Below are 25,387 nucleotides of genomic sequence, written 5' to 3'. Positions count from 1 at the left end.
ATCAAAAACTAACAGAAATACGTGCAGCAATAGATTGCTCTATGTAAGTAGGAACGGTAAATGTCTCATTGGTATTCGCGTATTCCAAATGATCATCAGCTAGTAAATTATTACCGGTAAGAGAAAACATCCAATTAGGATCAATCATCCATGACCAACTTATATCCAGCACACCAAAATCATTAGTTTGATAAGCATCTCCGTCTTCATAGCGATAAAGTGCAAATAAGTAATGGTCAGAAGTTAATGCGAAGGAAGATTTTATAAACAGTTGAGATAAATAAGTGTCAGAACCAATCGCGGCTTCGTAGTCATCGTCTAAATCATATTCTATCGAGGTAAAACTATAACCCAATTCCGCTTTAAATCTGTCATCCGGCTGCCAACCAAAAACCAGTTCAGAACCATAAGATTTTAACTTAGCATTTGACACAAATGTATGATTGAGGGATGTTTGACTTAACAATGCCATTAATGTAATCAAATCATTATTTTTAATCGCGGTGGTAAGCGCACTAATATCAATAGCATCCTCATCAAAATCAAGCGCCAAAACATTGTCTGATTGGTTATGGAACAAAGAAATATCTACGTTCCATTTTGACTGTAAATAACGATAACCAATTTCACTGGATAAAGTGGTTTCAGCTTCTATATCTTCATTACCATACAAATAAGAAGGTAGGCGAACATCACCAACAAGCGCTTCAAGTGACTCGTCGATATCTCCCACTCCTTGACCTGTTAGCCGAGTTTCACCACTAAACTCAACAAATGACGGAATTCTTACCCCTTGAGAAACAGAAGACCAAAAAACATGATGCGGATTTGGTAACCAAGTTAAACGCGCTATAGGTTGATGCTCCCAACCGGTAAAATCGTTATATTCTGAACGATTACCTATGGAAAAATGAAGTTGTTCTGGAATCAATTCAAACTGAGCTTGAACAAAGGCTCCGTACATTTCGGTGCTACCAAAATCGTCTGCATACGTGACATAAAAGTCGTCCTCATCATCGCTATCAATTTTACTGTATTGATAATTTAACCCCCAATCAAAACGTACGTTATTCACCAAAGTATTCATTTGATACTCAAGTTCAGCAACATCAAAATTTTCATCGTTATAAGCAGACTCACTGTTTAATCCACTATAGCTAAACTGCAGAATTTGGTTAGATAAATTACTCATTCGATGCTCTATGCGATTCATCAATTTTACATCTTCACGTTGGTATTTAGATTCGAACTGCTCTCCTTCATTGGTGTTTGGGTTTGCTAGTGATACGGTTTGTCCATTATCGACTAATGTATAATCTCCTTGAAAAACAAACGAAATATCATCACTAATAATTAGATCCGTTCTAAAGCCAAACGAACTTGTTTTGCCGTAATCAGTTGGTTCTCCGCCTTCTGGACCACCACGTAAAACTGATGAATGCTCAGATTCGCGATCAGAGGCATACACTCTATACGCTCCTTTCTCACCAAGATCAGAGCCAAATCTTCCTACAATTTGATGGTTCAACTGAGACCCTGTCTCAATTTGAATTTTACTCGTACGCGTGTCTTCCGAATGCTTGGTTATTATATTAATAACCCCACTGGTGGCATTACTTCCCCACAAAAGACCTGACTGACCTCTTACTACCTCAATACGTTCAATATCGAATATTGGTAAATTAATACTTTCCCAATCTACACCAGCAAAGCTCGGATTATGCACACTCTGCCCATCAATCATAACCAGCAATTTACTAGAATACCGACCTGCGGTAGCACGTGCTGTAATTGCCCATACATTGTTATCAATCTTGCGAACTTGTATTCCTGGAACCATAGTCAATGCTTGAGGAATAGAGGTAACACCAGATTTAACTAATTCATCATTTGACAATACATATATTGATGCCGCCGTTTCTGATGATGATTGCAGCCTTTTCATCGCTGCAGTCACTTGAACATCTGTATCCATAAGAGATTCAAGATCTAAACTAGGAATGTCTAAAGAGTCTTCATTTGCAAAAACCAAACTAGACAAAGCCCAAGAAGCTAAGTAAATAAAACGCATCAATATTTTTCCTAATTAATATTGTCATACTGATTATGAGCTGAATAAAAAACCAAACTATTTATTATTTTTATGCTACAAGATTAGTATATTCAATATATCAATAATGTGCATTGTATACCAACCCATTTCACTATTAGCTGCATATAAACAAAACGTCATGTGTTGTGCCCAAATCAATAGAACTCTATATTCGATTGGATTTTGTCGTTGCCAATCACTATATGGTTATTGATATTGTTATCACTTTAGGTGCAAATGATTTTTTATACGAACTTAATGTTGCAAAATACTGCGCCTATCTAGGCACAAATCCTATTACTCATGCTCCTTGAAACGAGAAGACATAGACGCCTTTAACAAAGCACCTTATACTCATCTCAATTAGATCATGAAATTGTTCTAGAATTAAAACTGATTAGTGGAAATACTATTTTGAATCGTAAAAAGAAAATCAACCAAACTTTTATCAACAAACAGAAAAAGAAAAATGCCAAATTACATAAAAGCAATAAAGAGAAATATATATCTAAAGCAGACCGGGCCGCATTAGAAAAAATAGACGCAGAAGCAGAAAAGGATCATGAATAGATCCTTTTCCTTTTTATTTAATCAACAAGTCTTGATCAATTTCAAAAAAACGGCTCGATGATTCAATTAATGATTGAGCCGTTAAGTCTTTAACACCGTAGACTTCCACTTGTTTTTGATATTTATTAATAATTCTTTGTGCGAGTAAATCAAAGTCACCATCACCAGATAGAATAATTACTACATCGGCTTGCATAGCTAATTCTACTGCATCAAGAGTGATACCGACATCCCAATCCCCTTTCGCTGAGCCGTCCATTCGTTGAATAAACGGCTTCAATTTAACGTCAAAACCTATACCACGTAAAATATGATGAAACTGACGCTGCTTAGGGTTATTACTAGCAATTGCGTAAGCATTTGCGGCGACAACTTGTCTATTCAACGTCGCCTGACGCCAAAATGCGTTATAGTCAAAATGGCTATTAAAACGATCTCTTGTCGTATAATAAATATTTTGAACATCCACCAATATTGCAACTGATTCCATTAAAATTCTCTTATTTGATTAATTTTCAACGCTATTGCCTACGCAAACCAGCCAATAGACTATTCCTTGTGGTTCAACAAATCCTTGTGGTTCGACAAATCCTTGTGGTTCGACAAATCCTTGTAGTTCGATAAGCCCTTGTGGTTCCATAAATTTACTATTTTTCGACCATCAATCCTATAAGCTTTTGTGATAGAGCGCTAGTATATAGTTGTTTAGTGGTTTTATTGTGCTGCATTTTGCAAAACGTAAGCCCAAGATGAATGAATTTGTTCTAACGTTTAAGTTTGAGGCGATGGTAGCGGTTTGAACCATTCGAAGGTATTACATCTGGTACTTTACGCTTTTCATGACGTAAATGGCGTAATGCTAATATTGGATGCAATATTAGCATTCTGGGCCCTGAATAACGCATGATGAGCCGCATCTGCTCTTTTGGTTCCGGTTTGTAACAATGGATAGGGCATTTATTGCAGGTTGGTTTATCTTCACCGTATGGACAACGATCTAACTTAGTTTCAGCATAAATTAGCAGTTCACGACAGTTATCGCACAGCCCATTTTTATTAGAATGAAATTTGCGACAATATATTTCCACCATCGCGGATACGGTTTGAAATTCAGTATTTAGCTGACCTTGTAATAGTTCACTTCGCTTCATTATTGACCACATTTAGCTGTTATTACTCTTTAAGTACTATTCTTACTCTTTAAGCACTATTCTTACTCTCTAAGCACTATTCTTACTCTCTAAGCACTATTCTTACTCTCTAAGCACTATTCTTACTCTCTAAGCACTATTCTTACTCTCTAAGCACTATTCTTACTCTCTAAGCACTATTCTTACTCTCTAAGCACTAGTATTACTCTTTAATGCATTATCATACTTAGATGAATTTTTCTTGCTTAGTTTTTCACAATAAAGACGAAAGAGTCACGGTATTTTATGCAAAAAACCGAGCTATAGCTCGGTTTTATAATATAGAACAATGAAACTCTGAGACATTAAAAATGGGGAGTAAGGCCTTGTAATAAAAGTACCAGTTCATCTTCGGTTTTAGGCTCTCTCTCAAGTAACACTTCAGGTGAAGCGCCACCTCTCAAAATATAGGCTTTTGTGCCACAGTGGTCATAATGATACCAAAGCCCGTTTACACACACATCTGTATAGCATTTTGGGTCTTGCTTTAATTCCATAATACAACCCTCTCGTTAATTTCACGCTTAAACATTACAAAATGTAAGGTTATTTTTAACTTGAATTGGTCAAGTAATCTATACTCCTTTAGTATAATAGTCTTTGAAATGTGCTGTTACTTGGTAAAATTTAACGTTAATTATTCTGATAAAAGCACATAACTGAACAAAAAGCAGTCACTTAAGGGTATTTACTCTATTGTTTGATTTTCTAATACGTTAACCTTACTTGGTACACAGTTTTGGAAGACACCATAATGCACTCACATAATACATCTTCAGACCACAAACCTTGGCTCAACAGCTATCCTCATGACGTTCCTTCAACGGTTGATTGCGACAAATATCAAAATATTACCGAGATGTTTGAGGCAACATTTACAAAAAATGCCGACAAAGCCGCCTTCGTTAACATGGGTCACTCACTGAGTTACCGAGAATTGGATGACAAAGCAACCGCCTTTGCCGCTTATTTACAAGTGACTCTGAAAATGAAAAAAGGCGATCGTATTGCGTTAATGATGCCTAATTTATTGCAATACCCTATCGCCATTTTAGGTGCACTTAAAGCAGGATTAGTGGTTGTCAATGTTAACCCGCTTTATACCCCCCGAGAACTTCAACATCAATTGAGAGATTCAGGTGCAAAAGCAATCGTTGCAGTAACCAACTTTGGTAATAACTTGCAAAAAGTTATCAGCAAAACGAGCCTAGAACATGTCATCTTGACACGTATCGGCGACGAACTTGCCCCATACAAACGAACACTGGTGAATTTTGCCGTTAAGTACGTAAAAAAGATGGTACCAAAATATAACTTACCTGGTGCTATCTCTTTTAAGCGAGCGTTAACACAAGGCAAAAATTTAGCCTTTATACCACCAGAAATTAGCAATAGTGATCTTGCGTATTTGCAATACACTGGTGGAACTACTGGTTTAGCGAAAGGCGCTATGCTGACACATAGAAATATTATTGCTAATGTGTTGCAAGTCAATGGACACTTTTTACCCAGAACATTAGGGGAAAATGAACACGCCGTTACCCCTCTCCCGCTCTATCATATTTTCGCTAACTCCGTAAGTATGATGCTTATTATGTATTTTGGCGGAACCAATTTACTGATTACTAATCCGAGAGATCTGGATAGTTTCGTCTCCGACTTAAAAAGTTATCCATTTACTATGATGTTTGGTTTAAATACCTTATTTAACGGTTTAAATAATCACGCTGGTTTTCGCTCTTTAGACTTTAGTAGTGCTAACTTTACTATTGCTGGCGGTATGGCGACGCAAAAACATGTTGCCGATGAATGGCAAAAAATCACTGGAATGCCAATAATCGAAGGATATGGTTTAACAGAATGTTCCCCTGTAGTAGCGGGTGGCGTGCATACTCAGCAATCTTTTGTTCCATCTATTGGTGTTCCTTTACCGAGCACAGAATTACGAGTGGTTGATCCCGAAGGCAACCCTTTAGCTACCGGTGAAATTGGCGAAATCCAAATTCGTGGCGCGCAAGTAATGAAAGGTTATTGGCAACAGGAACTTGAAAGTAAAGAAGTAATGAAAGCCGATGGATGGATAAGTTCAGGTGATATTGGCAGAATGGATGAACAAGGTTTCTTTTTTATTGAAGATAGAAAAAAAGACATGATACTTGTCTCAGGATTCAACGTATTTCCTACTGAGATTGAAGAAGTAGCCACCCTGCATCCTAAAATTGTTGAGGCTGCTGCTATCGGTATTAACGATGATATTGCAGGAGAAAGAGTGAAACTTTTCGTTGTTGCCAATGGACATGTCACCATTGATGATATCAAAAAGCACTGTAGACAACATTTGACTGGCTATAAAATCCCTAAAATCATCGAATTCCGCGATGAATTGCCAAAGACCAACGTAGGAAAAATACTGCGCCGAGAATTAAGAGAAAGTTAACCCTAAACGCCACATTACCACTCAGTGTTCGGTGTGGCGTTTACACTTTTCTTCAAATCAGCTGGCTCGTTTGAACGTGAATATCTTCATCTGGTTTTTCTTCTTCTGCTTACTACAAAGTAATTGATTGAAAATTCTTATCAAGGATGCACTCTTACCTATTTTTAATCAGTCTAAAAAATTATTTGTAAATTTATTTATTTGTCATACAATAATATGTAGTATTTATTTGATAAACCATCGGTCACATTTCTTTAGCCATAGAACAATTTGTGGTTACTAGAATGTTGGTTGACTGAAACATCAATCAAGGAGAACATCAATATGTCTAAAAAAGTAGCGTTTATTTCTGGTGCAACAGGTGGTATTGGCTTTCAAGTTGCTTCACGTCTTGGTAAAGATGGTTACGCCGTCGTTCTTAACGGCATTGAAGATGACAAAGGCGCTGCCTGTGTAGCAGAGCTAAAACAAGCAGGTATTGAAGCCGAATATTACGGTTTTGACGTAACGGATGATAAAGCAGTAACTGAAAATATTACGGCTATTGGTGAAAAATATGGTCACATCGACGTTGTAGTAAACAATGCAGGTGGTTTAGGTGGTCGTAGCTCTATCGAAGAAATGACAACCGAATTCTTCCGTTTCGTTATGGCACTCAACCTTGATAGCGCGTTCTTTGTTTCCCGTGCTGCTATTCCTTATTTAAAAAAGTCTGACAATGCGTCAATTATCAACTTTACGTCAAATGCAGCTTGGAATGCGGGCGGCCCAGGTGCGGGCATCTACGGTACATCGAAAGCCGCGGTTCACACATTAACTCGAGCGCTCGCAAAAGAACTCGCTCCAGCAAATATCCGTGTAAATGCGGTTTCTCCAGGTACGATTGACACGCCTTTCCACGCACAAATCAAATCAACAAAACCAGAAGTTTTTGCTTCATGGGCGGATAGCATTATGTTAGGTCGTCTAGGTCAACCTGAAGAAGTGGCTTCTGTAATATCTTTTCTTGTCAGCAAGGATGCATCATTCATCACTGCTGAGACTCTACAAATTGGTGGTGGTCAAGCTTTAGGTATCTAAGGTTACCTAATCTCTGGCACGTTGGACCTTAAGTTGTTACTTTCGTTAATATTAAAGAGCATAACGTTATTTATGCTCTTTTTCATTTTAGTCAATGATCTTTATTATTAGTGAACAACTACACTAATTGTCTCATTTATATTTATCTCTCTTTGCATAATTGACTTCGCTCACAAACTAACGAGTTAATTATCAATTCTGTGTCAAATTTCCCTACGCCATATTGTATTTTAGTAATACAAATGATATAAAAACTCACAATAATTCAGAGTTTATTTCAAGCTCTTAACCGCACCAATTGACGTTAGGTTAAAGGTATTTATTACTTCTAACTTCATACTGAGCAATTTAGTCGTTCAGTAATCTGTTTACGTCTACGTGCGTTCTATTCAAATGCTATAGAAACCCTCAATTTTACTGTAATGATGAGAACGATTTCTTTAGCAACACCTAAGTTTATTAACGCTATAATTAGAGGTTTTAAATGTCTACTGACAAGTCTTTTGACGCCATTAAAGCGATCAAATTAGAAAACGACAAGTCTGCTGGTAATCTTGTTGATTGCATGCCTATTAAAGTCCAAGAAGTTGATACTGATCTTTCATTTCTTGATAACTTAAGCACAGAGCACCCTCGCCTACTTGTTCAGAGCAAAGATATTGCTGCATTTAGAGCAAAGCTTAAGACCGATCCTAGCTACTGTAAATTTGACGCCTTTATGAACAATTCAACTAATAAGTTCATGGAGACAACACCTTATTCAGAGCCGAAACCATATCCTGAAGAAACGGTTGGTAAAGCCTCCTTATGGCGTCCTTATTGGCGACAAATGTATGTAAGTTGCCAAGAAGCGTTTAATGCCACGCGTAATTTATCCATTGCAGGTGTCATCCTTGATGATGCAACCATCATTGCTAAAGCAAAAGCATGGACATTAGAGTTAGCCTCTTATGATCCAGAAGGTGTTACTTCACGTGGTTACAACGATGAAGCGGCTTTCCGTGTTATTGCCTCAATGGCCTGGGGATACGATTGGCTACACGCTTATTTCACAGAACAAGAACGTGAAACCGTTAAACAAGCGTTAATCACACGCTTAGAAGAGATTATGCATCACCTTAAAGTGACGGTTGATCTATTAGCTAACCCACTTAACAGTCATGGCGTACGCAGTATTAGTTCTGCTGTCATTCCTACTTGTATTGCACTGTACAATGAATACCCTAAAGCACGTGAATACATAGAATACTCACTTGAGTATTATGCTGTTCATTACCCACCTTGGGGCGGAAAAGATGGGGCTTGGGCTGAAGGGCCAGATTACTGGAACACTCAGATGGCATTTTTAGGTGAAGCATTTGATTTAATTAAGAGTTACACCTCTATTAACATGTTTAATAAAGAGTTTTATAAAAACACTGGTGACTTTATTCTTTATTGTATGCCTGTCCACTCTAAACGTGCTAGCTTCTGCGACCAATCAAGTATTGGTGATTTCCCTGGTCTAAAACTCGCTTACAATATAAAGCATTTTGCGGGTGTAAATAATAAGCCTGAGTACATCTGGTACTACAACCAACTTAAAGCTCGCGATACCGAAGCGCATACTAAGTTTTACAACTTTGGTTGGTGGGACTTTGGTTACGATGATCTACGTTTTGACTACCTATGGAATGATATGCCAGAAGTCGCTCCATCGAATGATCCACTGCTAAAAGTATTTCCTATTACTGGTTGGGCCGCCTTCCATAATAATATGCTTGATAGAAAAGAACACATTCACATGGTTTACAAATGTAGTCCATTTGGTTCTATCAGTCATTCACACGGTGACCAAAATGCCTACACGTTACATGCCTTTGGCGATACATTAGCGGCAATCACTGGTTATTACGGTGGTTTTGGTGTTGATATGCACATAAAATGGCGTCGTAGAACTTTCTCTAAAAATCTACCGTTATTTGACGGTAAAGGTCAATACGCAGAAAACACCACAACCAATTTCGAAGGCGAACACCAAGATCGTTATTGTATTGAAGCGGGCGGTAAAATTAGCGACTACGATACTGAATCAGACGTTTTATTTGTGGAAGGTGATGCCTCAACGTCGTACCAATTCCATAACCCTGATTTAGAATCTTACAAACGTAAAATTTGGTTTGCGAAAGGTAAAGTGTTCGTCATGCGCGATACTGCAACAATGAAAACCGATCAGGATTTAACTTGGTTGCTGCACACTACTTTTAAAACCAAAACAGCTGAAGATACATTCCAAATCATTGGTGAAAATGGATTACTCGATGTTGCCTTTATCAATGAAAGCAAAGACGCTTTACTATCGATTGAAAACGTAGAAGGGTTTGGCGAAGTTGATCCTAGTGAGTACAAAGATCTTGAAATTCATCGTCACGTAGAAGCGAAATTTAAAGCCTGTAAATCACACAACATTTTAACTCTACTTGTCCCAAGTAAAGTTGATGGCCCTAAAACGGAAGTAAGCTACACGCTAACTGACGATGTTTTAGAGTTAACAATTGACGGTGAACAAGTCATTATTCAATTGTAATTCAATGTTCTATTGTGAAACACTTGCACATCGTTTTGATATGCAAGTGTTTTTTATATCTAAATAGAAAGAAACCGCACAGCCCAACGCAATAAACACATCGCTTGTTAAGCAAACAAAAAAAAGTGGCGAACCATTACAGTCCACCACCTTTACCTTTTACCTAGCCATTCTGTTATGACACTCATTAATCAGTTTATTAAACTGACTGCCAAGTTAATTCTATCGTCTCTCTACGAGAAAACATTTGCACGTGAGATGCCAGAACGTTTTGCACCGCATTTAAGCCTTCTGGCGAATCGGACTGGCACTCCAATCTCAATCGTTGCCCATCACTCTCTAAAGATAGTAGGCAATCTCCCATAGCAAAATTAACTTCCCCATGGCTTTCGTCCCAACGAGATGGCACTTTACGTGCAAAGTGACGACAAAGCGTGACAATGTAACGTGAACTATGTTCTGATTCTATATAAACATAGCTTTTGTTGGTGTTATCCATGAGTTAAGCCTCTTGTATAAAGTGAATCACAACAATTAAAACTGGTACGATGCAGATAGTTTATAGTTAACACCTGGTTCATAGTCATCCAGAGTTTCATTTTTAGCCGACCCTGTTCTAGATGCATGAGAAACATACAGTTCATCAAAGATATTATCGATACCAAATGTCACTTGTAAATCTTCTATGCTAGACGGTTGCCATTGAGCGTATAAATTATGCGTATCGTAACCTTCTTTTACCGCGGAGTCCTCTTCAACATTATCTTCTTCCAATACAACAATAGAGGTCCAACCTAGTGTGGTGTTAATTGAATCTATTTGATAATCCAAACTTAGTGCGATGCTATCCCCAATATCGGCGCTACGTCCATTTCCATCTAGCAATGGTCCACCATTGGTTTTATCTTTACTATCCGATTTAGCATAAGATAACTTAGAGAAAAATGCATCGTATCGGTAGCTAACACTCAATTCGAAACCAGTTAGTTCCGCATCACCAATGTTCTCAATTAAGTAACTGCCGTCACTTTGGTAAGTTTCAGAAATATAGTTATCAATATCAGTTTTAAATACCGTCGCACTTGAACTGATCAAATGTGGTCCAAAATCTTGCGAATATTGAATACCAATCTGTTGGTTCAAGCCTGTCTCTGGTTTTATATCGTCGTCTAGATAAGTAACATCTTGATAGTTAACAAACGTTTCTAACAATTCAGGTCCTTTAAACAGACTTCTTGCATTAGCAAAGAGCGTCACTTGATCGGTGACTGACCAATCAACACCAAGACCCCATGTTAATGCATTGAAATCTGTGTCGCTGGTTTCTGCATCTCTAGCAAAATTCTCATAGCGAAGCCCCCCTGTCCATGCTAATTGATCGGTTAACCACAATTTATCTTCTACAAACAAAATGCTTGATATTGCATTTTCATCCATGGCTTTAACACCACCATATGTGCTGGTGCTATTTTGATTAAGATATTCGGCGCCATAGGTAAAGGTATTGGCTAAACCGGCTAACAATAAATCAGATTGAAATTTAGCTGTTACGCCAATATTTTGGTTTTTTGCCGTATTGAGAGATTGACGATCACTCGGCCACGGATCCATCTCTGATTCATCTCGAGTAATTTCAGTGGTACTGCTGTACACATTCACTTTACCAGTGTGTTTTTCGCCTGACAGTTCATAAGAAAGACTGATGGTATCGCGATCGTAATCGGTTGGAATTAACGAGTCATCACTGAACGCTACATTAGTCGCACCAGACATATCCGGTCTAGGGCTATAATTTCCAGAGTCTCGATACATATCATAGCTGAATTCAAAACGGTGCAGATCCGACGACTCATAACCTAATTTGAATAACATGTTGCCAACATCACCGGCAGAACCATACGTTTTGTCGCCAGCACCATCTTCAAAGTTTTTTCGTTCAACAAAGTTACCATATATCATTGCATCAACATGATCACCGAGCAACCCATAAAGTGTTAACGAACCTTGTTGACTTGCATTAGTGGCATAACCACCAAAAATACGTGCGCCAAAGTTTTCATCATAACGTAGTAAATCTTTAGCATCTTTTGTTTCAAAATAAACTGCGCCACCAAGGCCTGACTGCGTAACAGAGTTATTACCCACTTGTATATCGGCAGACTTCAAAATATCTGGATTTAAGGTCAAGTTACCAATGTGATGGAACATGTTAGCGTGTTGAGATGCGCCATCTAGACGTATATCTAAGTCAGATTCACCTAAGCCACGAATGTTAATTCGTTGATTAACCGAGTGTGTTCCGCCTACATCAACTCCGGGAATATCACGTAACAAGTCAGACATATGGTCCGCTTGTTTTAACGACATATCTTGATCTCCCAAGTATTCAGAACTACTAGAAACTTGTGTCCCCCAGACCGTCATCTCCTCTTGGCTCTCAGTTTCATTAGCAAAACTTTGTCCACTAAGTACTAACGCCACTGCTAAATATAGCTTGTTATAAGCTAATTTATTACTCGTTCTCATTCTATTACCTTTTTTGTATTAATATGTGTAATGATATTCATTATCATTTATAATAATTTCAACAGGCATAAATGAACACTGAAATGTGTTATGCAAAACCATCAATCTATTATGAGAAAAAGGCACTATGAGTAACGATTGCACAAAAAAATTAACAAGTAACCAAGGCACCTTTACTCGCCGTATTCAAAATGCAGATAAACAAGTCATTGTTGTTGAAAAAAAACAGCATAGGTTGAATTTAGTAGAAGGAAGGTTCGTTTCTTATCGGGTAAATAATGGGTTAGTGCTGCACGGTGGAACATTAAACGAATTGGAAGATTACGAGATCATCTCGATGGCTGAAAGCTCGATTATCATCACGGTATTATTAGAAGGGAAACTTGCTTTTGGTTATGACCATTTATCATTTGATCTAAACTCTAATAACCATGGCATGAAAGCGGTTGTGGTAAACCTAAATCAACCATCAAATTTTCGCCGAGTAATGCATCACAAAAACAAAGTCGCTAAACTAAATATCATGTTGCCTGCACAGTGGATAAAAGAACGCTTAGAGCCCACCAGCAATATTCATCAATTTATTAGCCAACATTTGGCTTACCTACCATTAAACGTAAACCACACAATAATGACTTTAACCTCTCAAATACTAAAGCTGCCTGAACCAGAAAAAGTAACCGACAAACTCAGAATGGAAACGCTTGCACAGTTAATTATTGTCGAGGCATTTGAACAGATTTCTCAGAATTACCATACCAATATAGAAAAAGCCCAATCGGATAAATCATCGGACACACTCGATACCCTATTAATGTACATAGAGAAAAATCTGCAACAAGCAATAACGTCGGAACAATTAGCGAGCAAAGCATCTATGAGTGTGTCTAGCTTGCAAAGGAAGTTCAAACAACGTTTTGGCGTGAGTTTACAAGTATATGTTCGGCGACGCAGACTAAACATCGCCAAACAAAAACTTGAAGCAGGATTAATCGGTATTACAGAAGCCGCCTATTCATCAGGCTATAAACATCCTTCTAACTTTACTTGTGCCTTTAAAAAAACCTTTGGTTACCCACCAGCACTAACTACTGATAAAAATTAATATCACTAACAGTCCAACATTAAAATCAATAATAAACGCACACTTTTTGTTCGGCTAGCGTCACTACTTGAAAAGGCGTTTCGTAAATATCCTGCAAAATATCTTCTCGGATAACCTCTTCTACGCTGCCTTCTTTTATTATTTCGCCTGATTTCATCGCAACTATATGATCTGAATAACAGGATGCAAAATTAATATCATGAATAACAATCACTATCGCTTTATTCATTTCATGTGCCAGACGTTTAATGTTACGCATTATCTGTAACGAATGTTTAATGTCTAAATTGTTTAATGGCTCATCGAGTAACACGTAATCGGTATCTTGTGCCATCACCATCGCTATAAAAGCCAGTTGCCTTTGACCACCACTCAACTCATCTAAATAATTATCTTCAATCGCGGTTAATTCTAAATACTCAATCGCATTCCTAATAATATTTTGATCGACAGAGCTTAATTTCCCACCTGAGTATGGAAAACGACCAAATGCAATCAATTCACGAACAGTAAAACGCATGCTTAAATTATTAGACTGTCGTAACACCGCTAGCTTTTTAGCCAACTGTTTAGTGTCCCACTGCTCTATTTCGGTTCCATCTATAAAGACAACGCCAAAATCTTTATCTAACAAGCGACTGATCATCGACAACAAAGTACTTTTGCCCGCGCCGTTCGGGCCGATAATAGAGGTGACTTTCCCTTTTTCGAAACTCACATTATTATCAACAATGACATTTTTACCTGAAAAACGTTTTGCTAAATGTTCAACTTTAATCAATTTACACCTACATTATTCTATTGGTCAGTAAGATACGGAGAAAATACAGCCCACCTAAAAAGTTAATTACAACGCTCAATGTGGTTTGAAAATTAAGCAAGTTCTCTATCACAAACTGTCCGAGTAATAACGCGACTATCGCTAGTAACGAACAGGCAATAAACAACATGTTATGTTGGTACGTTCGCAACCATTCACGCGCCAAATTAGTCACTAATAAGCCAAAAAACAGAACCGGCCCGACTAGTGCGGTAGAAACAGCGATAAGAATGGAACTCAATATTAGAACCTGCTTAGAGACATTTGCCACATCAACACCGAGACTAGTTGCATTATCATGGTCTAACCAAAAGACGTTTAATAGTGCATTCATACGAAATAAGCATACTGCACAAAACGTGATAATAGGAAGACTGATATAAATTAGCTCTGCCTGAACATTGTTAAAACTGGCAAACATGGTTGACTGAACCATAGTATATTCATTTGGATCAAGCATCATGGCGAACATAGTAGAAAAATTTGAAAACAGCTGACTAAGAACAACCCCCATGAGTAATAAAACAATGATATTTTTTCTACCTGAGCGAAAATAGAATTTGAATAGCGTTAATGAAAAGCCAATCATAAGTGAAACACAAATGATAAAATTCAAATATGGATTCAATAAAAATTGACTTAAACCACCCACAAAAAACGCAATCATTACTTGGATCAAAACGTACAATGAATCAAAGCCCATGATGCTAGGCGTCAATATCCGATTGTGAGTAATGGTTTGAAATGCCATAGACGATAACGCAATTGCCGTTCCAGCCAAAATCATCGCTAACACCTTTGGCAAACGCCGAGATAAGAAATATTGATAGTTATCCGGTGTTAAACCTTTACCAACTAATGTCACAACAAGCACAATGGCTATAACCGTTAATAATACAATTTTGAATTGATCATTACGCAGTTTATCTACCGGTCCTTTGTCGGCACAAGTATTATTATCTAATACTTTGGCATTAATTGTTTTTTCAACCATGACGTTCTCTTTTTAACAATAAACTCATAAAAACAAGTCCACCAACAATGCTAATGACAATGGAGATAGGCATTTCATAAGGGAATATAATAATTCTACTTAGCACATCACAAACCAATACGATACAAGCACCTAACAGTGCCGTTGGCGCGATATTTTTTCGTAGATTATCACCAAAGAAATAACTGACTACATTGGGTACAATCAGTCCAAGAAATGGTAATTGACCAACAATCATGACCACTGAAGCTGCCATAACCGACACCAACACCACACCAATTGAAACGATTTGGTTGTATTTTAAACCGAGATTAATAGCGAAACTTTTACCGATTCCCACTGCAGATATGCTCGTCGCGTAAAAATAGGTAAATACCGCAACAGGTATCGCAATATAAAGTAACTCAAAATCCCCTGTCAAAATATTAGCGAAGTTAGCCATCGTCCATCCGGACAAATTTTGCAAAGCGTCGTACTTATAAGCGATAAATATAACAATGGAGTTAATAACGTTGCCAAAAATTATACCGATGAGAGGTACAAATACCGCATTTTTGAATTGAATAGACTGAATGAGTTTAATAAACAATAACGTACCAAGTATGGCGCATAGAAATATAAGCCAAAGCGCGTTTCCATGACCAAATATCAATAAACTTAGCATGTAACCGAACGTCGCACATTCTATTGTTCCGGCGGTAGAAGGTGCAGCAAATTTGTTTTGGCTAATCTGCTGCATTACTAATCCTGCAATGCTAAGCCCTGCTCCAGATAGTAATATCGCAAACAATCGTGGCAATCGGCTGGTGAAAAGTAAATCCCAGGCGTCAGAGTTTCCATTGAATAAAGCGTAGAGTGATAGATCACTTATTCCAACAAATAGTGAGGCGAAACTCAGCCCCACTAATCCAATCAATAACCATCTCACTGTGCTATATCATCAATCATTTGTTGTGTTGCATTAACGCCTGCAATCGCAAGATACCATGCGTTAATATCTAAGAAAATGACCCGATCATTTTTGTAAGCAGGTGTGGCTTTCACTAGATCATTATCAAAGGCGGCACGTGTATTACTCTTTCCTTTGTTGACCAATTTGTCTCGGTCAACCACAAATAGTGTCGAAGGTTTAGCATCACGAATAAATTCATAAGACACTAAGTCACCATGTCGGCTATCTTTAATGTCATGCACGCTTTCTTTGAAGGCGAAATCAGTATAAATAACCGAGAATCGTGAATGTGCACCAAATGTTGTCACGTTACCACCTGAGCTCATCACCGTTAACGCATCATGTTCATTCGCTTGATTATGCTGTTTTATTTTTTCGATCTGAACGTCAAAATCGGCAATCGTCTGTTCTACCTGTGATTCAATGTTAAACAAAGTACCAAGATTACGCCACTGCTGCTGAGTACTCTCCCAATACGACTTTTTATCATCTAACGTGAACACAAGTGTCGGCGCAATCTCTTGTAGCTCTTTGTAAAACTTCGAGCCACGTGCACCCACCACTATGAGATCCGGTTTTAATGTATAAATCGCTTCAAAATCCGGTTCGAACAATGAACCTGTCGACGCAAATTTATCACCATTGTATTTTTCTAAATATTTCGGATACGTCGTACCATGAGAAACAGCGATAGGAGTAATAGCAAAGTAATCTAATGCATCCAGTGCACCTACCCCAATTACCGCAACACGTTTAGGTGGAGTATCTACCGTAGTGGTTCCAAAAAGATGATTAACAGATGCTGCGTGCAGAACTGACGAAGCCATAGATAAGCAACTGACGAGTAAAACAACGATTTTTTTCACTTTAACTATTCCTTAATACGGATGATAAGCATTATTATTAAGATTTAGATAATAAAGATTACTGAAGAATGATTCAAGTATTTGTTTGAATGGTTAGATGATGAAGAAGACACATATTAAAATAATTCCGTCGTTACACACCGAACAACCAATAAAAAGTGATCACTTTTTCATGTTCAATCGAGTCGAAACCATCTCATGTTTTGTATAGAAAATTTAGTTACTATCTTGCTTTATTAAAACCGTAAAGCACGGAACAACGTGATAACAATTGTTGTGTGATTAGAATGGTTTTTGAAAGCCACCTTTTGGCATAAATCGCGAAGCGAAACAGAGAGGTGACGCATTGTTTTACATCACTTAAACTAAGTTTTGTTATCTGCTTACGCAGATCCTCCTAGGTTACCTATTTACCATAAAATAATATAAATTTTACATAACTCTAACTGATTCATTGATATTTTATATTAATTTCCAGTCCTGACTGACCAGTAGGAATCAAAGCATGAAAATTTCTGAATATTTACCCGACCTAGAATTGGACAACTGCATAGAGTGTGGACTTCCTACTAAGGTAACTGGGGTCGTTTACAAAAACATTCAAAGCAATCAGATTTTAGATTGTTTATGCATGTGGTGTTTAGAAAGTAGCAAAGAACAGTTTATTGCGATTTCTCCGTCAATACATTCAACAATGAGGTGACTGAAGGAGTGAACTAATGCTATTAACAACAAAAAATTGCTACTATCAAGATGGTACACGTTATACTAGAGACAATAAATGTGAAGCCTCATCAGCAGTAAACACCTGTGTAGCGTGTTTTATAATTACTATACAGTCACCAACATCTGCAATCGGACTTACGCGTAATTTCACATCGAAACCAAATATTTCTGGTCCCTTAGCGTAATTTTGTTACTCAATTTTAAGCCAGAAAACGGATAAATGTTATTGCCGTAAGAATTAGTTAAATTGCATGCAGAAAAATGAAAAGCTAATTCGAGATCAGTATAAATACCGCTTAGATTTAAATTAATCTCAGATATGTAAAATTGCCTCTTTAAATAAATGTCTAAACTTATATAAGATTATAAAATAAAAAGGCAATATCGCTTTATGCTTATTTGTACAAACTGTTGAAACAACCATTTTATGGTTGTATCAACACAAACAATGAAAATAAGTAAACATTATTCTTTTCCGTAAACGTTGTTTTCTTGTTCTTGTACACGGATAAATGTTGTTCGTTTGGTTAACTCTTTGAGCCTTGCTGCACCCACATAGGTACAAGTTGAACGTACACCACCAAGAATATCAGAAATAGTAGTGTGGACAGTGCCACGGAATGGAATTAACACCGTTTTCCCTTCTGCTGCTCGATACTTGGCAACGCCACCTGAGTGCTTGTCCATTGCAGACTGTGAACTCATTCCGTAGAATTTCATGAATAATTCACCATTCACTTCTACTTTATCACCGCCTGATTCCTCATGACCAGCCAACATCCCACCTAACATAACAAAATCTGCTCCGCCGCCAAACGCTTTAGAAACATCGCCAGCACAAGCACAACCACCGTCCCCAATTATACGACCACCAAGACCATGAGCCGCATCTGCGCATTCAATAATTGCCGACAGTTGCGGATAACCTACACCGGTTTTTACTCGAGTTGTACAGACTGAACCTGGACCAATACCTACTTTTACAATGTCTGCACCTGCTAAGATCAGTTCTTCGACCATATCTCCCGTCACCACATTACCTGCAGAGATCACTTTATCTGGAAATGCTTGGCGAACTTTGGTTACATACTCGACCAAATGTTCCGAATATCCATTGGCAATATCAACACAGATAAAAATAATATCATCGGTTAATGCCATAATATCTTTAGTTTTTTGAAAGTCATCTTCCGATGTACCCGTAGATACCATAACGTTATTTAACGTTGTTTCATCTGCATTTTGTATAAACCTTTTCCAATCATCAACATTGTAATGTTTATGTACTGCTGTCATAACATTATGTTCAGCCAATGCCGCTGCCATTTCAAAACTTGCAACCGAATCCATGTTTGCGGCTATAACAGGCACACCAGACCATTTACGCCCACTGTGCTTAAAGATAAATTCACGCGTTAAATTCACTTGAGAACGGCTTTTCAATGTTGAACGCTTAGGACGAAAGAGTACGTCTTTAAATCCTAGTTTCAGTTCTTGTTCTATACGCATATCTATTTCCTTATCGTCATTAACTTTGTGCCTTGCAACTAATCTAGATTGCATCTGAATACTTGAGTGGCCATTGATCGTCTGGCAACTATTTCAGGCACAAAAAAAACCGGAGCGTTTGCAGGCACTCCGGTTTTCAACATTATAGCGAGCAATTCTTTGCTTACAAGTCTGATAATTTCATAAAATTTATGCTATCATTTTTTATATTGCAAGCTTAATTCCTATCATTTGCTTACTCTTCCTTCGCATGGTTTTTTCTCTGTATTTTGCTTTAATCGCTATTCAATTAAAAAATAGAGTTGTACGATTAGCAATTAAGTCGATCCGCTTCAAGTTCTCATAGCAGAGTATTGTTACCATACATTACTTTAAATTTTTCGATAAAACTTATGGCTGACCCTCATATTAAATCCGACCTAGACTGGCTTGATCATCTCACCGTTATTATCTATAGACTTGGTTTTACACTCTGTTTTCCCGTTGTAGCATTGTTACCTTGGAATACCGGATATCCAGTACAAAACTGGTTATTTATTTGCGCAATAATGTGTGCTTCCTCGTTGCATATTTATATAAAATCATTCCGATTATTACTGCAAATGGCAACTTGGGTAGGCTTAATTTGTGTTCTACTTGGTTACCCAGAAATTGGCCTTGGTGGCGCGTTTATAACGTTGGGGGGGCTGTGTTTTAAAGAATATTTCTGTTTCAAAATACCGGGGTTGCCTTTACAACCTTTTATTTTAGCAGCGCTGTGGTTTAGTTTACAATTGGATGCAGAGCTCATGGCTAAAATATTAGCTATGAGCTCTGCTGTATTATTTCTGGTGGTCAGCATCGCTAAATGGCGTATGCCGAGGCATTTCGATATTGGCGATAAAACTAAGTATCAAAGTTAATATTATCTGTTACAACATTTCGTCGCTAAGTGGATGCTCATGTCGACAACACCTCATTTTATAAATTCACGAGCTGCCTAATATAAGGAAACAAATCAGAAGCCAGTAGACCGCGCTCGCCTTCTTTTTTTGCACATTGATCGGCAGCCGTTGAATGCACCCAAACACCAATTATGGCCGCTTGAGATATTGTGAAGCCTTGTGCGATTAGCCCTGCTATTACGCCTGTTAGTACATCGCCCATGCCTCCACTTGCCATGCCGGGATTTCCTGCGCCACAAACCCAGAACCTATCGCCGTTATATACGATGGTTCCTGCACCTTTCAATACAACAACACCGCCATATTTTAATTGTAACGCTCGTGCAGTTGCAAAACGATCTTGCTCGACTTCTTCCACGGTTGAATTAAGCAATCTTGCGGCTTCACCAGGATGCGGTGTTATGACTCTTCGGCCATTAAAATCGGGTGTTTTAGCTAATATATTTAACCCATCAGCATCTACTACCATTGGTTTTTCAGCCGTTCTAGAATAACCAACTAACGATCTTCCCCAACTGGAATTTCCTAAACCAGGCCCTAAAGCAATAACATCAGCCCACCAGAGATGATCATTGATTTCGCTACTATTGCCACGCCAATCGAAAACCATCACTTCAGGTCTTGCGCTGACCAATGCAGAGACATTTTCCGGCTGGGTAACCACTCTGGTTAGACCGGCTCCAACTCTCATACACGCTTCCGATGCTAAACGAATCGCTCCAAACATTCCACGGTCACCTCCTAAGCAGAGCACTCGCCCATTCTGACCTTTATGTGCGGTCTTGCGCCTCGGTGATAAACATCCTTCAATAACTTGTTTGGTCAATAAATAACAATTGGAACCATCTAATTGTGACAAATCAGGAGAAATTGACAGATCGTCTAAAATAATTTTACCTGAATATTCAGCCGCATGGCCCGTAAATAGACCTCTTTTTAAACCAATTAGGCAAATCGTGTGTGATGCTTTAACACATTTGTTAAAAACTTCACCAGTATCCGAACATAAGCCTGAAGGAACATCAATCGAAATGACATCAAGATCAGAGTCATTTATGCTATGGACTGCCTTTACGTACGCATCACTAAGTGAACCTTTTAATCCTGTACCTACAAGTGCATCTATTATTAACCCGTCATTGACTGGTTGATAATTGTCAAACTGAGTGATCTGCCCGCCCGCTTCTAGCCATAATTTTTGCGCAATGTTGGCATGGCCTGTTACTTTTTCACTATCTCCTAACTGTACAACTGTTACGCTGTAACCAGAAAGTAACGCAAGCTGAGCAACAACATAGCCATCGCCACCATTGTTACCAGTGCCACAATATATTTGCAAACTATTAACATCGGGATACAGTGCCTGCAAGTGGGAAAATACACCTTGTCCCGCTTTCATCATCAACTCAAACATGTCAATGTTGAGTTCTTCGACTATATTTTGCTCACCTGTTTTTATCTGCTCTGCCGTATATAAAGGCATACTCGATTGAGTCACTCTAGTTGCTCCTTAGCAAATTTTAGTTCTTATCCATCATGGCTTCAGCGGTTACATCTTGTATAGAAAGAAATAAAGAATTCACTGCTCCTGTAGGGGTACGCATAGGGTTTAGCGTTACATTCTGGTACATGAAGTCAGCTTGCTGGGTAATTGGTCGCACGTTACGGCATTTAAACAAATAAGGTCGTTGTCTCCATGTTATAAAGCTTCGACAACCTAAATCAAAAACAGGCTTAGATTTAATAACAAACCAATCGCGTTGTATTTCTGGAAAAATATCAAATATAGACTGACCAATAACATCGTTAGACTGTTTACCACTGTGATGAGTCATAAACCCATTCCATACTTGCACGTTAAAATCTTTGTCCAAAACAATCAAACCCAAATCAACATTTTGAACCATATCAACCATCCAATGAAACTGTTCAAATTCCGCTGGTAACCCTATCATTACAAGTCCTCCATTAGATACGCCAGTTTATTGTCTAAAATAGGTAGTGATTCATCAACGAACATAAATAATAGGTCGCAACGGATACTGGTTTTGTCAATATTATAGGAAACTTCAAACGTCATAGTTTTTTGAAAGGAACCAGATGTCGATTCAATAACAGATTCTATAGGGATATGTTGGCCTAACAATACCGGCTGGCTTTGAAAGAAACGCACTTCGGCTTGCTGGCCTAAGCCATTTAAAAAAGAACCAACCAGGATATTGGAAACGTCCATCAGCAATTCTAATTCTTCTAGTTCATCGCTTTCTGCTGGCACTTTCATCAAGCTTTTTAAATCAGTAATGCTAGAATCACTCAACAAAACCAATGCTTCTCCAGCAATTCCCTCACCACTAAATCCTTGGCAAACACCAGAAACCTGATCATTAGCGGCTAAATCAGACAGCGCCATATGCAATTCGGTTACTTCAAAAATATTTACATTGGGTAACGGCAAATGAACAAACACGTCAAAATGCCGGGCTAAAGCATCAGCGGCTCGCCCTATAGACACATTGGCAACTTCCATATAAATATCACGGCGTTTAAGCACTGGAAGGTGGGTGATACTGGTTGAAATAACAGAAGGTATTTGTTCGCGAGGCACTAACGTGTGTAACAATTTCTTTAAATGCTCTTTATCCATCGGTTTTTGGATAAAGTCTTTGGCACCAAGATATTCAACTCTCGCTTTCGCTTTAGGCTGTATATCGCCAGATACGACTACTACATCAATTGAAAGCTTTTGTTGCTGAATTCTCTCTAATGTTCCGTAACCATCAAGCACAGGCATAGTGAGGTCTAAAAACATAAGCTTAAAGTTTTGTCGTCCAAGTAACTCAAGCGCTTCCAACCCATTAACGGCGAAGGTAATATCGGCGTTCAACCAAGTTGGTAACGAACGAGCCATCTGTTTACGGGCTAATGCTGAGTCATCACAAATAAGCACTGGGTAGGACATGCGTCACCATTATTTAACTACAAGGTATATAAGCAATATAGTATCAGATATACAGCAACGCATTATAATAAAAACCGACTGACGCCAAAAACTGAATAAAACACAATTTTAGCCTACGAAAAATATGATTAACCTTTAATTTACGGCCAAAGTGTTAACCCGACAATACGTAAAACAACCGCAAAAAAGACTAAAGCGATCCCTAGTCGATACCATTTGTATTCTGCGATAGATAAAGGAACTCGTCGATAAAACATAGTGACAATACCTTTCCAATCCTGACTTCTTTTACCGTAATGCATTATGCCAGTTAGAACAAACACCACACCAAACACTAAAAAGCCTTTTTCTAACCAATACAGACTCTCGGCCATCTTTGCCACCCACTAATATCAAGTTATTTAAAGACAGTTTATGATTAATTTAGTCATAACGCAGTTGGACTATAGTCTAATTTTTAGTTGCTGGTCTTATCAATTGGCATAGTGAGAAAAGACGCGTTTGCTGAAAAGCTAATCGGCTAGGTAGACACAAAAAAGCCAGCAAATACGCTGGCTTACTATCTAAATAAGAATCATAACGTCCACATTCACTAGGATCAACGCATGATACTAGATCGTATGATGCTCGATGTTATGCTCTGATTTGGTGTTATTATTTGATAGGCTCGTTATGCTGTCGCGATAACTAAACCATAAAAACGTCACTACAAGAGAAAAGAACAAATAAGATAGAGCAAAAACTAATGGCGAACTGATAATCTCAGTATGCACCCCTATTCCAACACCAACCGCGGTAATCACTATTTTTGAGAAAATACCACAAAGTAATAGTAATAAGGCAAGTTGCGGAAAGCGCGTTGTTCTAAAGGCAAACCAATAGCAACTACCAACCGCTAATGAAGCTACCGTTAGGCCTAACATGAACGAATGAAAGTGATCTGCAGAGATCACTCCCGCAGAAATTGAAGCCGCTAAAACCAGAAAAAGTTTCACAATTTACCTCTCATACAACTATTTGAGAATCCTTTCAAAAGTGCAATCTTATATTTCAGGTAATTGTCGCTGTTTTAGCGTAAAACACAACCATATTAGGATGAATTTTTCTTATCAGATAATAAGAAAAAATAATGCAAATAGTTGATAGTGATGTTATCAGTATAATGTGTTGTTTTAAGGAGAGTATTAGTTAGGAAAAAGTGCATATTACAAAAATTTCGCTACTTACGATCGCGATAAAAATTGTAATTAAATATGTCTGATAATGAATAAGTTCGACTTAGTACGATGTACTAGTGCTGTTTTCATCTACTGATAGCGCGGTTATTTCTAACAATTGTGAAAGATCCGCCAAACTTTGTATTTCTAATGCATTATCGGACAAACAAGAATACGCGGCACCATTTGAATTAAAATGAATGGTTGTTATTCCGGCCCTATTACCGGCTACAACGCCTTTGGCCGTATCGTCTATAAATAAGCACTCATTTGTGGAATATCCCATGTTCATAGCAGCATACAATAACAAATCTGGATCTGGCTTCCAACTGTTCGCTTCAAATGCAGAAAAAATTTTGCCATCAAATCGCTCTTTTAAACCGACTAACTGTAAAGATTCTTCCATTTTTTCTTTGCGACTATTAGAAACAACACAATATTCAATTCCAAGTTCGGTTAACTTTTCGAGTAATTGACTAACACCTTTAACTGGCTGAAGTTCATTTAAAAACAGCGTATTTACATGATCTCGGTAGGCTAATTCGACATCATCAATGACGGCATTAATATTCAATCGTTGGATAGTATGAGCTAATATATCAGCGACTTTCCCTCCTTGAAAACCAACCATAAAATCATTGATATTAAGCTGAGGATTATATTTGGAGAATACTTCCATCAACGCTTTGCAACATAACCTTTCGCTATCAATTAACACACCATCACAATCAAAAAGGACACAGCGTATTTTATACAGTCTTTGAGCCATTATAACCTCGGTATTTAACTGAATTTATTTCCAATCAAGTAATTGGGATTATTCAACATAAGATA

Annotated in this window: 25 protein-coding genes; 7 read left to right on the top strand and 18 right to left on the bottom strand. The window is 37.9% G+C overall.

What is annotated here, in order from left to right; genetic code table 11:
- Position 1: 1 nt before the first annotated feature.
- Positions 2–2,071, bottom strand: coding sequence for a TonB-dependent receptor plug domain-containing protein (locus ACLKML_RS01235; RefSeq protein ID WP_413283278.1), 2,070 nt, complete (start codon positions 2,069–2,071; stop codon positions 2–4).
- Positions 2,072–2,238: 167 nt separating this feature from the next.
- Between ACLKML_RS01235 and ACLKML_RS01230 the strand changes: the two genes are divergently transcribed.
- Together ACLKML_RS01230 and ACLKML_RS01225 are read left to right on the top strand one after the other, a co-directional pair.
- Positions 2,239–2,406 (top strand): hypothetical protein, encoded by a 168-nt coding sequence (locus tag ACLKML_RS01230; protein WP_413283277.1) that lies wholly within the window; start codon positions 2,239–2,241, stop codon positions 2,404–2,406.
- Between the two features lie 100 nt (positions 2,407–2,506).
- Positions 2,507–2,662, top strand: coding sequence for a DUF2986 domain-containing protein (locus tag ACLKML_RS01225; protein ID WP_413283276.1), 156 nt, complete (start codon positions 2,507–2,509; stop codon positions 2,660–2,662).
- A gap of 13 nt (positions 2,663–2,675) precedes the next feature.
- Here ACLKML_RS01225 and ACLKML_RS01220 read toward each other — a convergent pair whose 3' ends face one another.
- The 4 genes from ACLKML_RS01220 to ACLKML_RS01205 form a co-directional block, all read right to left on the bottom strand.
- Positions 2,676–3,152 (bottom strand): NYN domain-containing protein, encoded by a 477-nt coding sequence (locus tag ACLKML_RS01220; RefSeq protein WP_413283275.1) that lies wholly within the window; start codon positions 3,150–3,152, stop codon positions 2,676–2,678.
- Between the two features lie 18 nt (positions 3,153–3,170).
- Entirely contained in the window at positions 3,171–3,302 is a 132-nt protein-coding gene (locus ACLKML_RS01215) for a hypothetical protein (protein ID WP_413283274.1), read from the bottom strand.
- 124 nt (positions 3,303–3,426) lie between these two features.
- Complete coding sequence (locus ACLKML_RS01210; RefSeq protein WP_413283273.1) at positions 3,427–3,813, bottom strand: nitrous oxide-stimulated promoter family protein; 387 nt, start codon at positions 3,811–3,813, stop codon at positions 3,427–3,429.
- A 344-nt stretch (positions 3,814–4,157) separates the two neighbouring features.
- Entirely contained in the window at positions 4,158–4,349 is a 192-nt protein-coding gene (locus ACLKML_RS01205) for a hypothetical protein (protein WP_413283272.1), read from the bottom strand.
- Positions 4,350–4,606: 257 nt separating this feature from the next.
- Here ACLKML_RS01205 and ACLKML_RS01200 point away from each other — a divergent pair, with 257 nt between their 5' ends.
- From ACLKML_RS01200 to ACLKML_RS01190, 3 genes are all read left to right on the top strand, one after another.
- Complete coding sequence (locus tag ACLKML_RS01200) at positions 4,607–6,289, top strand: AMP-binding protein (protein ID WP_413283271.1); 1,683 nt, start codon at positions 4,607–4,609, stop codon at positions 6,287–6,289.
- Positions 6,290–6,613: 324 nt separating this feature from the next.
- Positions 6,614–7,369 (top strand): SDR family NAD(P)-dependent oxidoreductase, encoded by a 756-nt coding sequence (locus ACLKML_RS01195; RefSeq protein WP_413283270.1) that lies wholly within the window; start codon positions 6,614–6,616, stop codon positions 7,367–7,369.
- A 484-nt stretch (positions 7,370–7,853) separates the two neighbouring features.
- Complete coding sequence (locus ACLKML_RS01190; RefSeq protein ID WP_413283269.1) at positions 7,854–9,935, top strand: DUF4962 domain-containing protein; 2,082 nt, start codon at positions 7,854–7,856, stop codon at positions 9,933–9,935.
- Between the two features lie 199 nt (positions 9,936–10,134).
- Here the strand turns inward: ACLKML_RS01190 and ACLKML_RS01185 are convergent, their stop codons facing one another.
- Both ACLKML_RS01185 and ACLKML_RS01180 read right to left on the bottom strand, forming a co-directional pair.
- Positions 10,135–10,434: a DUF2218 domain-containing protein gene (locus tag ACLKML_RS01185; protein WP_413283268.1), complete on the bottom strand. Its 300-nt coding sequence runs from the start codon at positions 10,432–10,434 to the stop codon at positions 10,135–10,137.
- A 35-nt stretch (positions 10,435–10,469) separates the two neighbouring features.
- On the bottom strand, positions 10,470–12,461 hold the full coding sequence (locus ACLKML_RS01180; protein WP_413283267.1) for a TonB-dependent siderophore receptor: 1,992 nt from the start codon (positions 12,459–12,461) through the stop codon (positions 10,470–10,472).
- Between the two features lie 127 nt (positions 12,462–12,588).
- Here ACLKML_RS01180 and ACLKML_RS01175 point away from each other — a divergent pair, with 127 nt between their 5' ends.
- Positions 12,589–13,566 (top strand): helix-turn-helix transcriptional regulator, encoded by a 978-nt coding sequence (locus ACLKML_RS01175; protein WP_413283266.1) that lies wholly within the window; start codon positions 12,589–12,591, stop codon positions 13,564–13,566.
- A 25-nt stretch (positions 13,567–13,591) separates the two neighbouring features.
- Here ACLKML_RS01175 and ACLKML_RS01170 read toward each other — a convergent pair whose 3' ends face one another.
- The 5 genes from ACLKML_RS01170 to ACLKML_RS01150 all read right to left on the bottom strand — a co-directional run bounded on the left by ACLKML_RS01170 (position 13,592) and on the right by ACLKML_RS01150 (position 19,433).
- On the bottom strand, positions 13,592–14,347 hold the full coding sequence (locus ACLKML_RS01170) for an ABC transporter ATP-binding protein (RefSeq protein WP_413283265.1): 756 nt from the start codon (positions 14,345–14,347) through the stop codon (positions 13,592–13,594).
- 7 nt (positions 14,348–14,354) lie between these two features.
- The gene (locus ACLKML_RS01165; RefSeq protein WP_413283264.1) at positions 14,355–15,380 is read right to left on the bottom strand and encodes an iron chelate uptake ABC transporter family permease subunit; all 1,026 of its coding nucleotides are present in this window, start codon (positions 15,378–15,380) and stop codon (positions 14,355–14,357) included.
- Positions 15,373–16,308, bottom strand: coding sequence for an ABC transporter permease (locus ACLKML_RS01160; RefSeq protein ID WP_413283263.1), 936 nt, complete (start codon positions 16,306–16,308; stop codon positions 15,373–15,375). The genes ACLKML_RS01165 and ACLKML_RS01160 overlap by 8 nt, the downstream gene beginning before the upstream one ends.
- A complete protein-coding gene (locus ACLKML_RS01155) occupies positions 16,305–17,159 on the bottom strand; it encodes a siderophore ABC transporter substrate-binding protein (RefSeq protein WP_413283710.1) in 855 nt (284 codons plus the stop codon). The genes ACLKML_RS01160 and ACLKML_RS01155 overlap by 4 nt, the downstream gene beginning before the upstream one ends.
- A 1,230-nt stretch (positions 17,160–18,389) precedes the next feature.
- Entirely contained in the window at positions 18,390–19,433 is a 1,044-nt protein-coding gene (locus ACLKML_RS01150; protein WP_317715796.1) for a GMP reductase, read from the bottom strand.
- A 392-nt stretch (positions 19,434–19,825) separates the two neighbouring features.
- Here ACLKML_RS01150 and ACLKML_RS01145 point away from each other — a divergent pair, with 392 nt between their 5' ends.
- Positions 19,826–20,335 carry a DUF2301 domain-containing membrane protein gene (locus ACLKML_RS01145; RefSeq protein WP_413283262.1) on the top strand — a complete coding sequence of 170 codons (510 nt, stop codon included), beginning with the start codon at positions 19,826–19,828 and terminating at the stop codon, positions 20,333–20,335.
- A 58-nt stretch (positions 20,336–20,393) separates the two neighbouring features.
- Here ACLKML_RS01145 and ACLKML_RS01140 read toward each other — a convergent pair whose 3' ends face one another.
- The 6 genes from ACLKML_RS01140 to ACLKML_RS01115 form a co-directional block, all read right to left on the bottom strand.
- Positions 20,394–21,875, bottom strand: coding sequence for an NAD(P)H-hydrate dehydratase (locus ACLKML_RS01140; protein ID WP_413283261.1), 1,482 nt, complete (start codon positions 21,873–21,875; stop codon positions 20,394–20,396).
- 22 nt (positions 21,876–21,897) lie between these two features.
- Entirely contained in the window at positions 21,898–22,332 is a 435-nt protein-coding gene (locus ACLKML_RS01135; RefSeq protein ID WP_413283260.1) for a PAS domain-containing protein, read from the bottom strand.
- Entirely contained in the window at positions 22,332–23,336 is a 1,005-nt protein-coding gene (locus ACLKML_RS01130; protein ID WP_413283259.1) for a response regulator, read from the bottom strand. Before ACLKML_RS01130 ends, ACLKML_RS01135 begins: the two co-directional genes overlap by 1 nt.
- Before the next feature lie 140 nt (positions 23,337–23,476).
- Positions 23,477–23,710, bottom strand: a complete 234-nt coding sequence (locus ACLKML_RS01125) for a hypothetical protein (RefSeq protein ID WP_413283258.1) — start codon at positions 23,708–23,710, stop codon at positions 23,477–23,479.
- Between the two features lie 237 nt (positions 23,711–23,947).
- Complete coding sequence (locus tag ACLKML_RS01120) at positions 23,948–24,331, bottom strand: NADH:ubiquinone oxidoreductase (RefSeq protein ID WP_413283257.1); 384 nt, start codon at positions 24,329–24,331, stop codon at positions 23,948–23,950.
- 283 nt (positions 24,332–24,614) lie between these two features.
- The gene (locus tag ACLKML_RS01115; RefSeq protein ID WP_413283256.1) at positions 24,615–25,322 is read right to left on the bottom strand and encodes an HAD family hydrolase; all 708 of its coding nucleotides are present in this window, start codon (positions 25,320–25,322) and stop codon (positions 24,615–24,617) included.
- Positions 25,323–25,387 lie beyond the last annotated feature (65 nt).

Origin of the sequence: Vibrio sp. MA40-2 (assembly GCF_047302445.1) — a bacterium.
Classification (GTDB): Bacteria; Pseudomonadota; Gammaproteobacteria; order Enterobacterales; family Vibrionaceae; genus Vibrio.
Note: the sequence above shows the minus strand (reverse complement) of the source record. Positions and strands in the feature narration are given on the sequence as shown.

Excerpts from the sequence above, each read along its gene's own strand:
- ACLKML_RS01125 (WP_413283258.1), bottom strand. The coding sequence starts at position 23,710 with ATGGCCGAGAGTCTGTATTGGTTAGAAAAAGGCTTTTTAGTGTTTGGT.
- ACLKML_RS01180 (WP_413283267.1), bottom strand. The coding sequence starts at position 12,461 with ATGAGAACGAGTAATAAATTAGCTTATAACAAGCTATATTTAGCAGTG.
- ACLKML_RS01185 (WP_413283268.1), bottom strand. The coding sequence starts at position 10,434 with ATGGATAACACCAACAAAAGCTATGTTTATATAGAATCAGAACATAGT.
- ACLKML_RS01165 (WP_413283264.1), bottom strand. The coding sequence starts at position 15,380 with ATGGTTGAAAAAACAATTAATGCCAAAGTATTAGATAATAATACTTGT.
- ACLKML_RS01190 (WP_413283269.1), top strand. The coding sequence starts at position 7,854 with ATGTCTACTGACAAGTCTTTTGACGCCATTAAAGCGATCAAATTAGAA.
- ACLKML_RS01135 (WP_413283260.1), bottom strand. The coding sequence starts at position 22,332 with ATGATAGGGTTACCAGCGGAATTTGAACAGTTTCATTGGATGGTTGAT.
- ACLKML_RS01200 (WP_413283271.1), top strand. The coding sequence starts at position 4,607 with ATGCACTCACATAATACATCTTCAGACCACAAACCTTGGCTCAACAGC.
- ACLKML_RS01235 (WP_413283278.1), bottom strand. The coding sequence starts at position 2,071 with ATGCGTTTTATTTACTTAGCTTCTTGGGCTTTGTCTAGTTTGGTTTTT.
- ACLKML_RS01115 (WP_413283256.1), bottom strand. The coding sequence starts at position 25,322 with ATGGCTCAAAGACTGTATAAAATACGCTGTGTCCTTTTTGATTGTGAT.
- ACLKML_RS01220 (WP_413283275.1), bottom strand. The coding sequence starts at position 3,152 with ATGGAATCAGTTGCAATATTGGTGGATGTTCAAAATATTTATTATACG.
- ACLKML_RS01215 (WP_413283274.1), bottom strand. The coding sequence starts at position 3,302 with ATGGAACCACAAGGGCTTATCGAACTACAAGGATTTGTCGAACCACAA.
- ACLKML_RS01130 (WP_413283259.1), bottom strand. The coding sequence starts at position 23,336 with ATGTCCTACCCAGTGCTTATTTGTGATGACTCAGCATTAGCCCGTAAA.
- ACLKML_RS01175 (WP_413283266.1), top strand. The coding sequence starts at position 12,589 with ATGAGTAACGATTGCACAAAAAAATTAACAAGTAACCAAGGCACCTTT.
- ACLKML_RS01210 (WP_413283273.1), bottom strand. The coding sequence starts at position 3,813 with ATGAAGCGAAGTGAACTATTACAAGGTCAGCTAAATACTGAATTTCAA.
- ACLKML_RS01145 (WP_413283262.1), top strand. The coding sequence starts at position 19,826 with ATGGCTGACCCTCATATTAAATCCGACCTAGACTGGCTTGATCATCTC.
- ACLKML_RS01150 (WP_317715796.1), bottom strand. The coding sequence starts at position 19,433 with ATGCGTATAGAACAAGAACTGAAACTAGGATTTAAAGACGTACTCTTT.
- ACLKML_RS01195 (WP_413283270.1), top strand. The coding sequence starts at position 6,614 with ATGTCTAAAAAAGTAGCGTTTATTTCTGGTGCAACAGGTGGTATTGGC.
- ACLKML_RS01155 (WP_413283710.1), bottom strand. The coding sequence starts at position 17,159 with ATGGCTTCGTCAGTTCTGCACGCAGCATCTGTTAATCATCTTTTTGGA.
- ACLKML_RS01205 (WP_413283272.1), bottom strand. The coding sequence starts at position 4,349 with ATGGAATTAAAGCAAGACCCAAAATGCTATACAGATGTGTGTGTAAAC.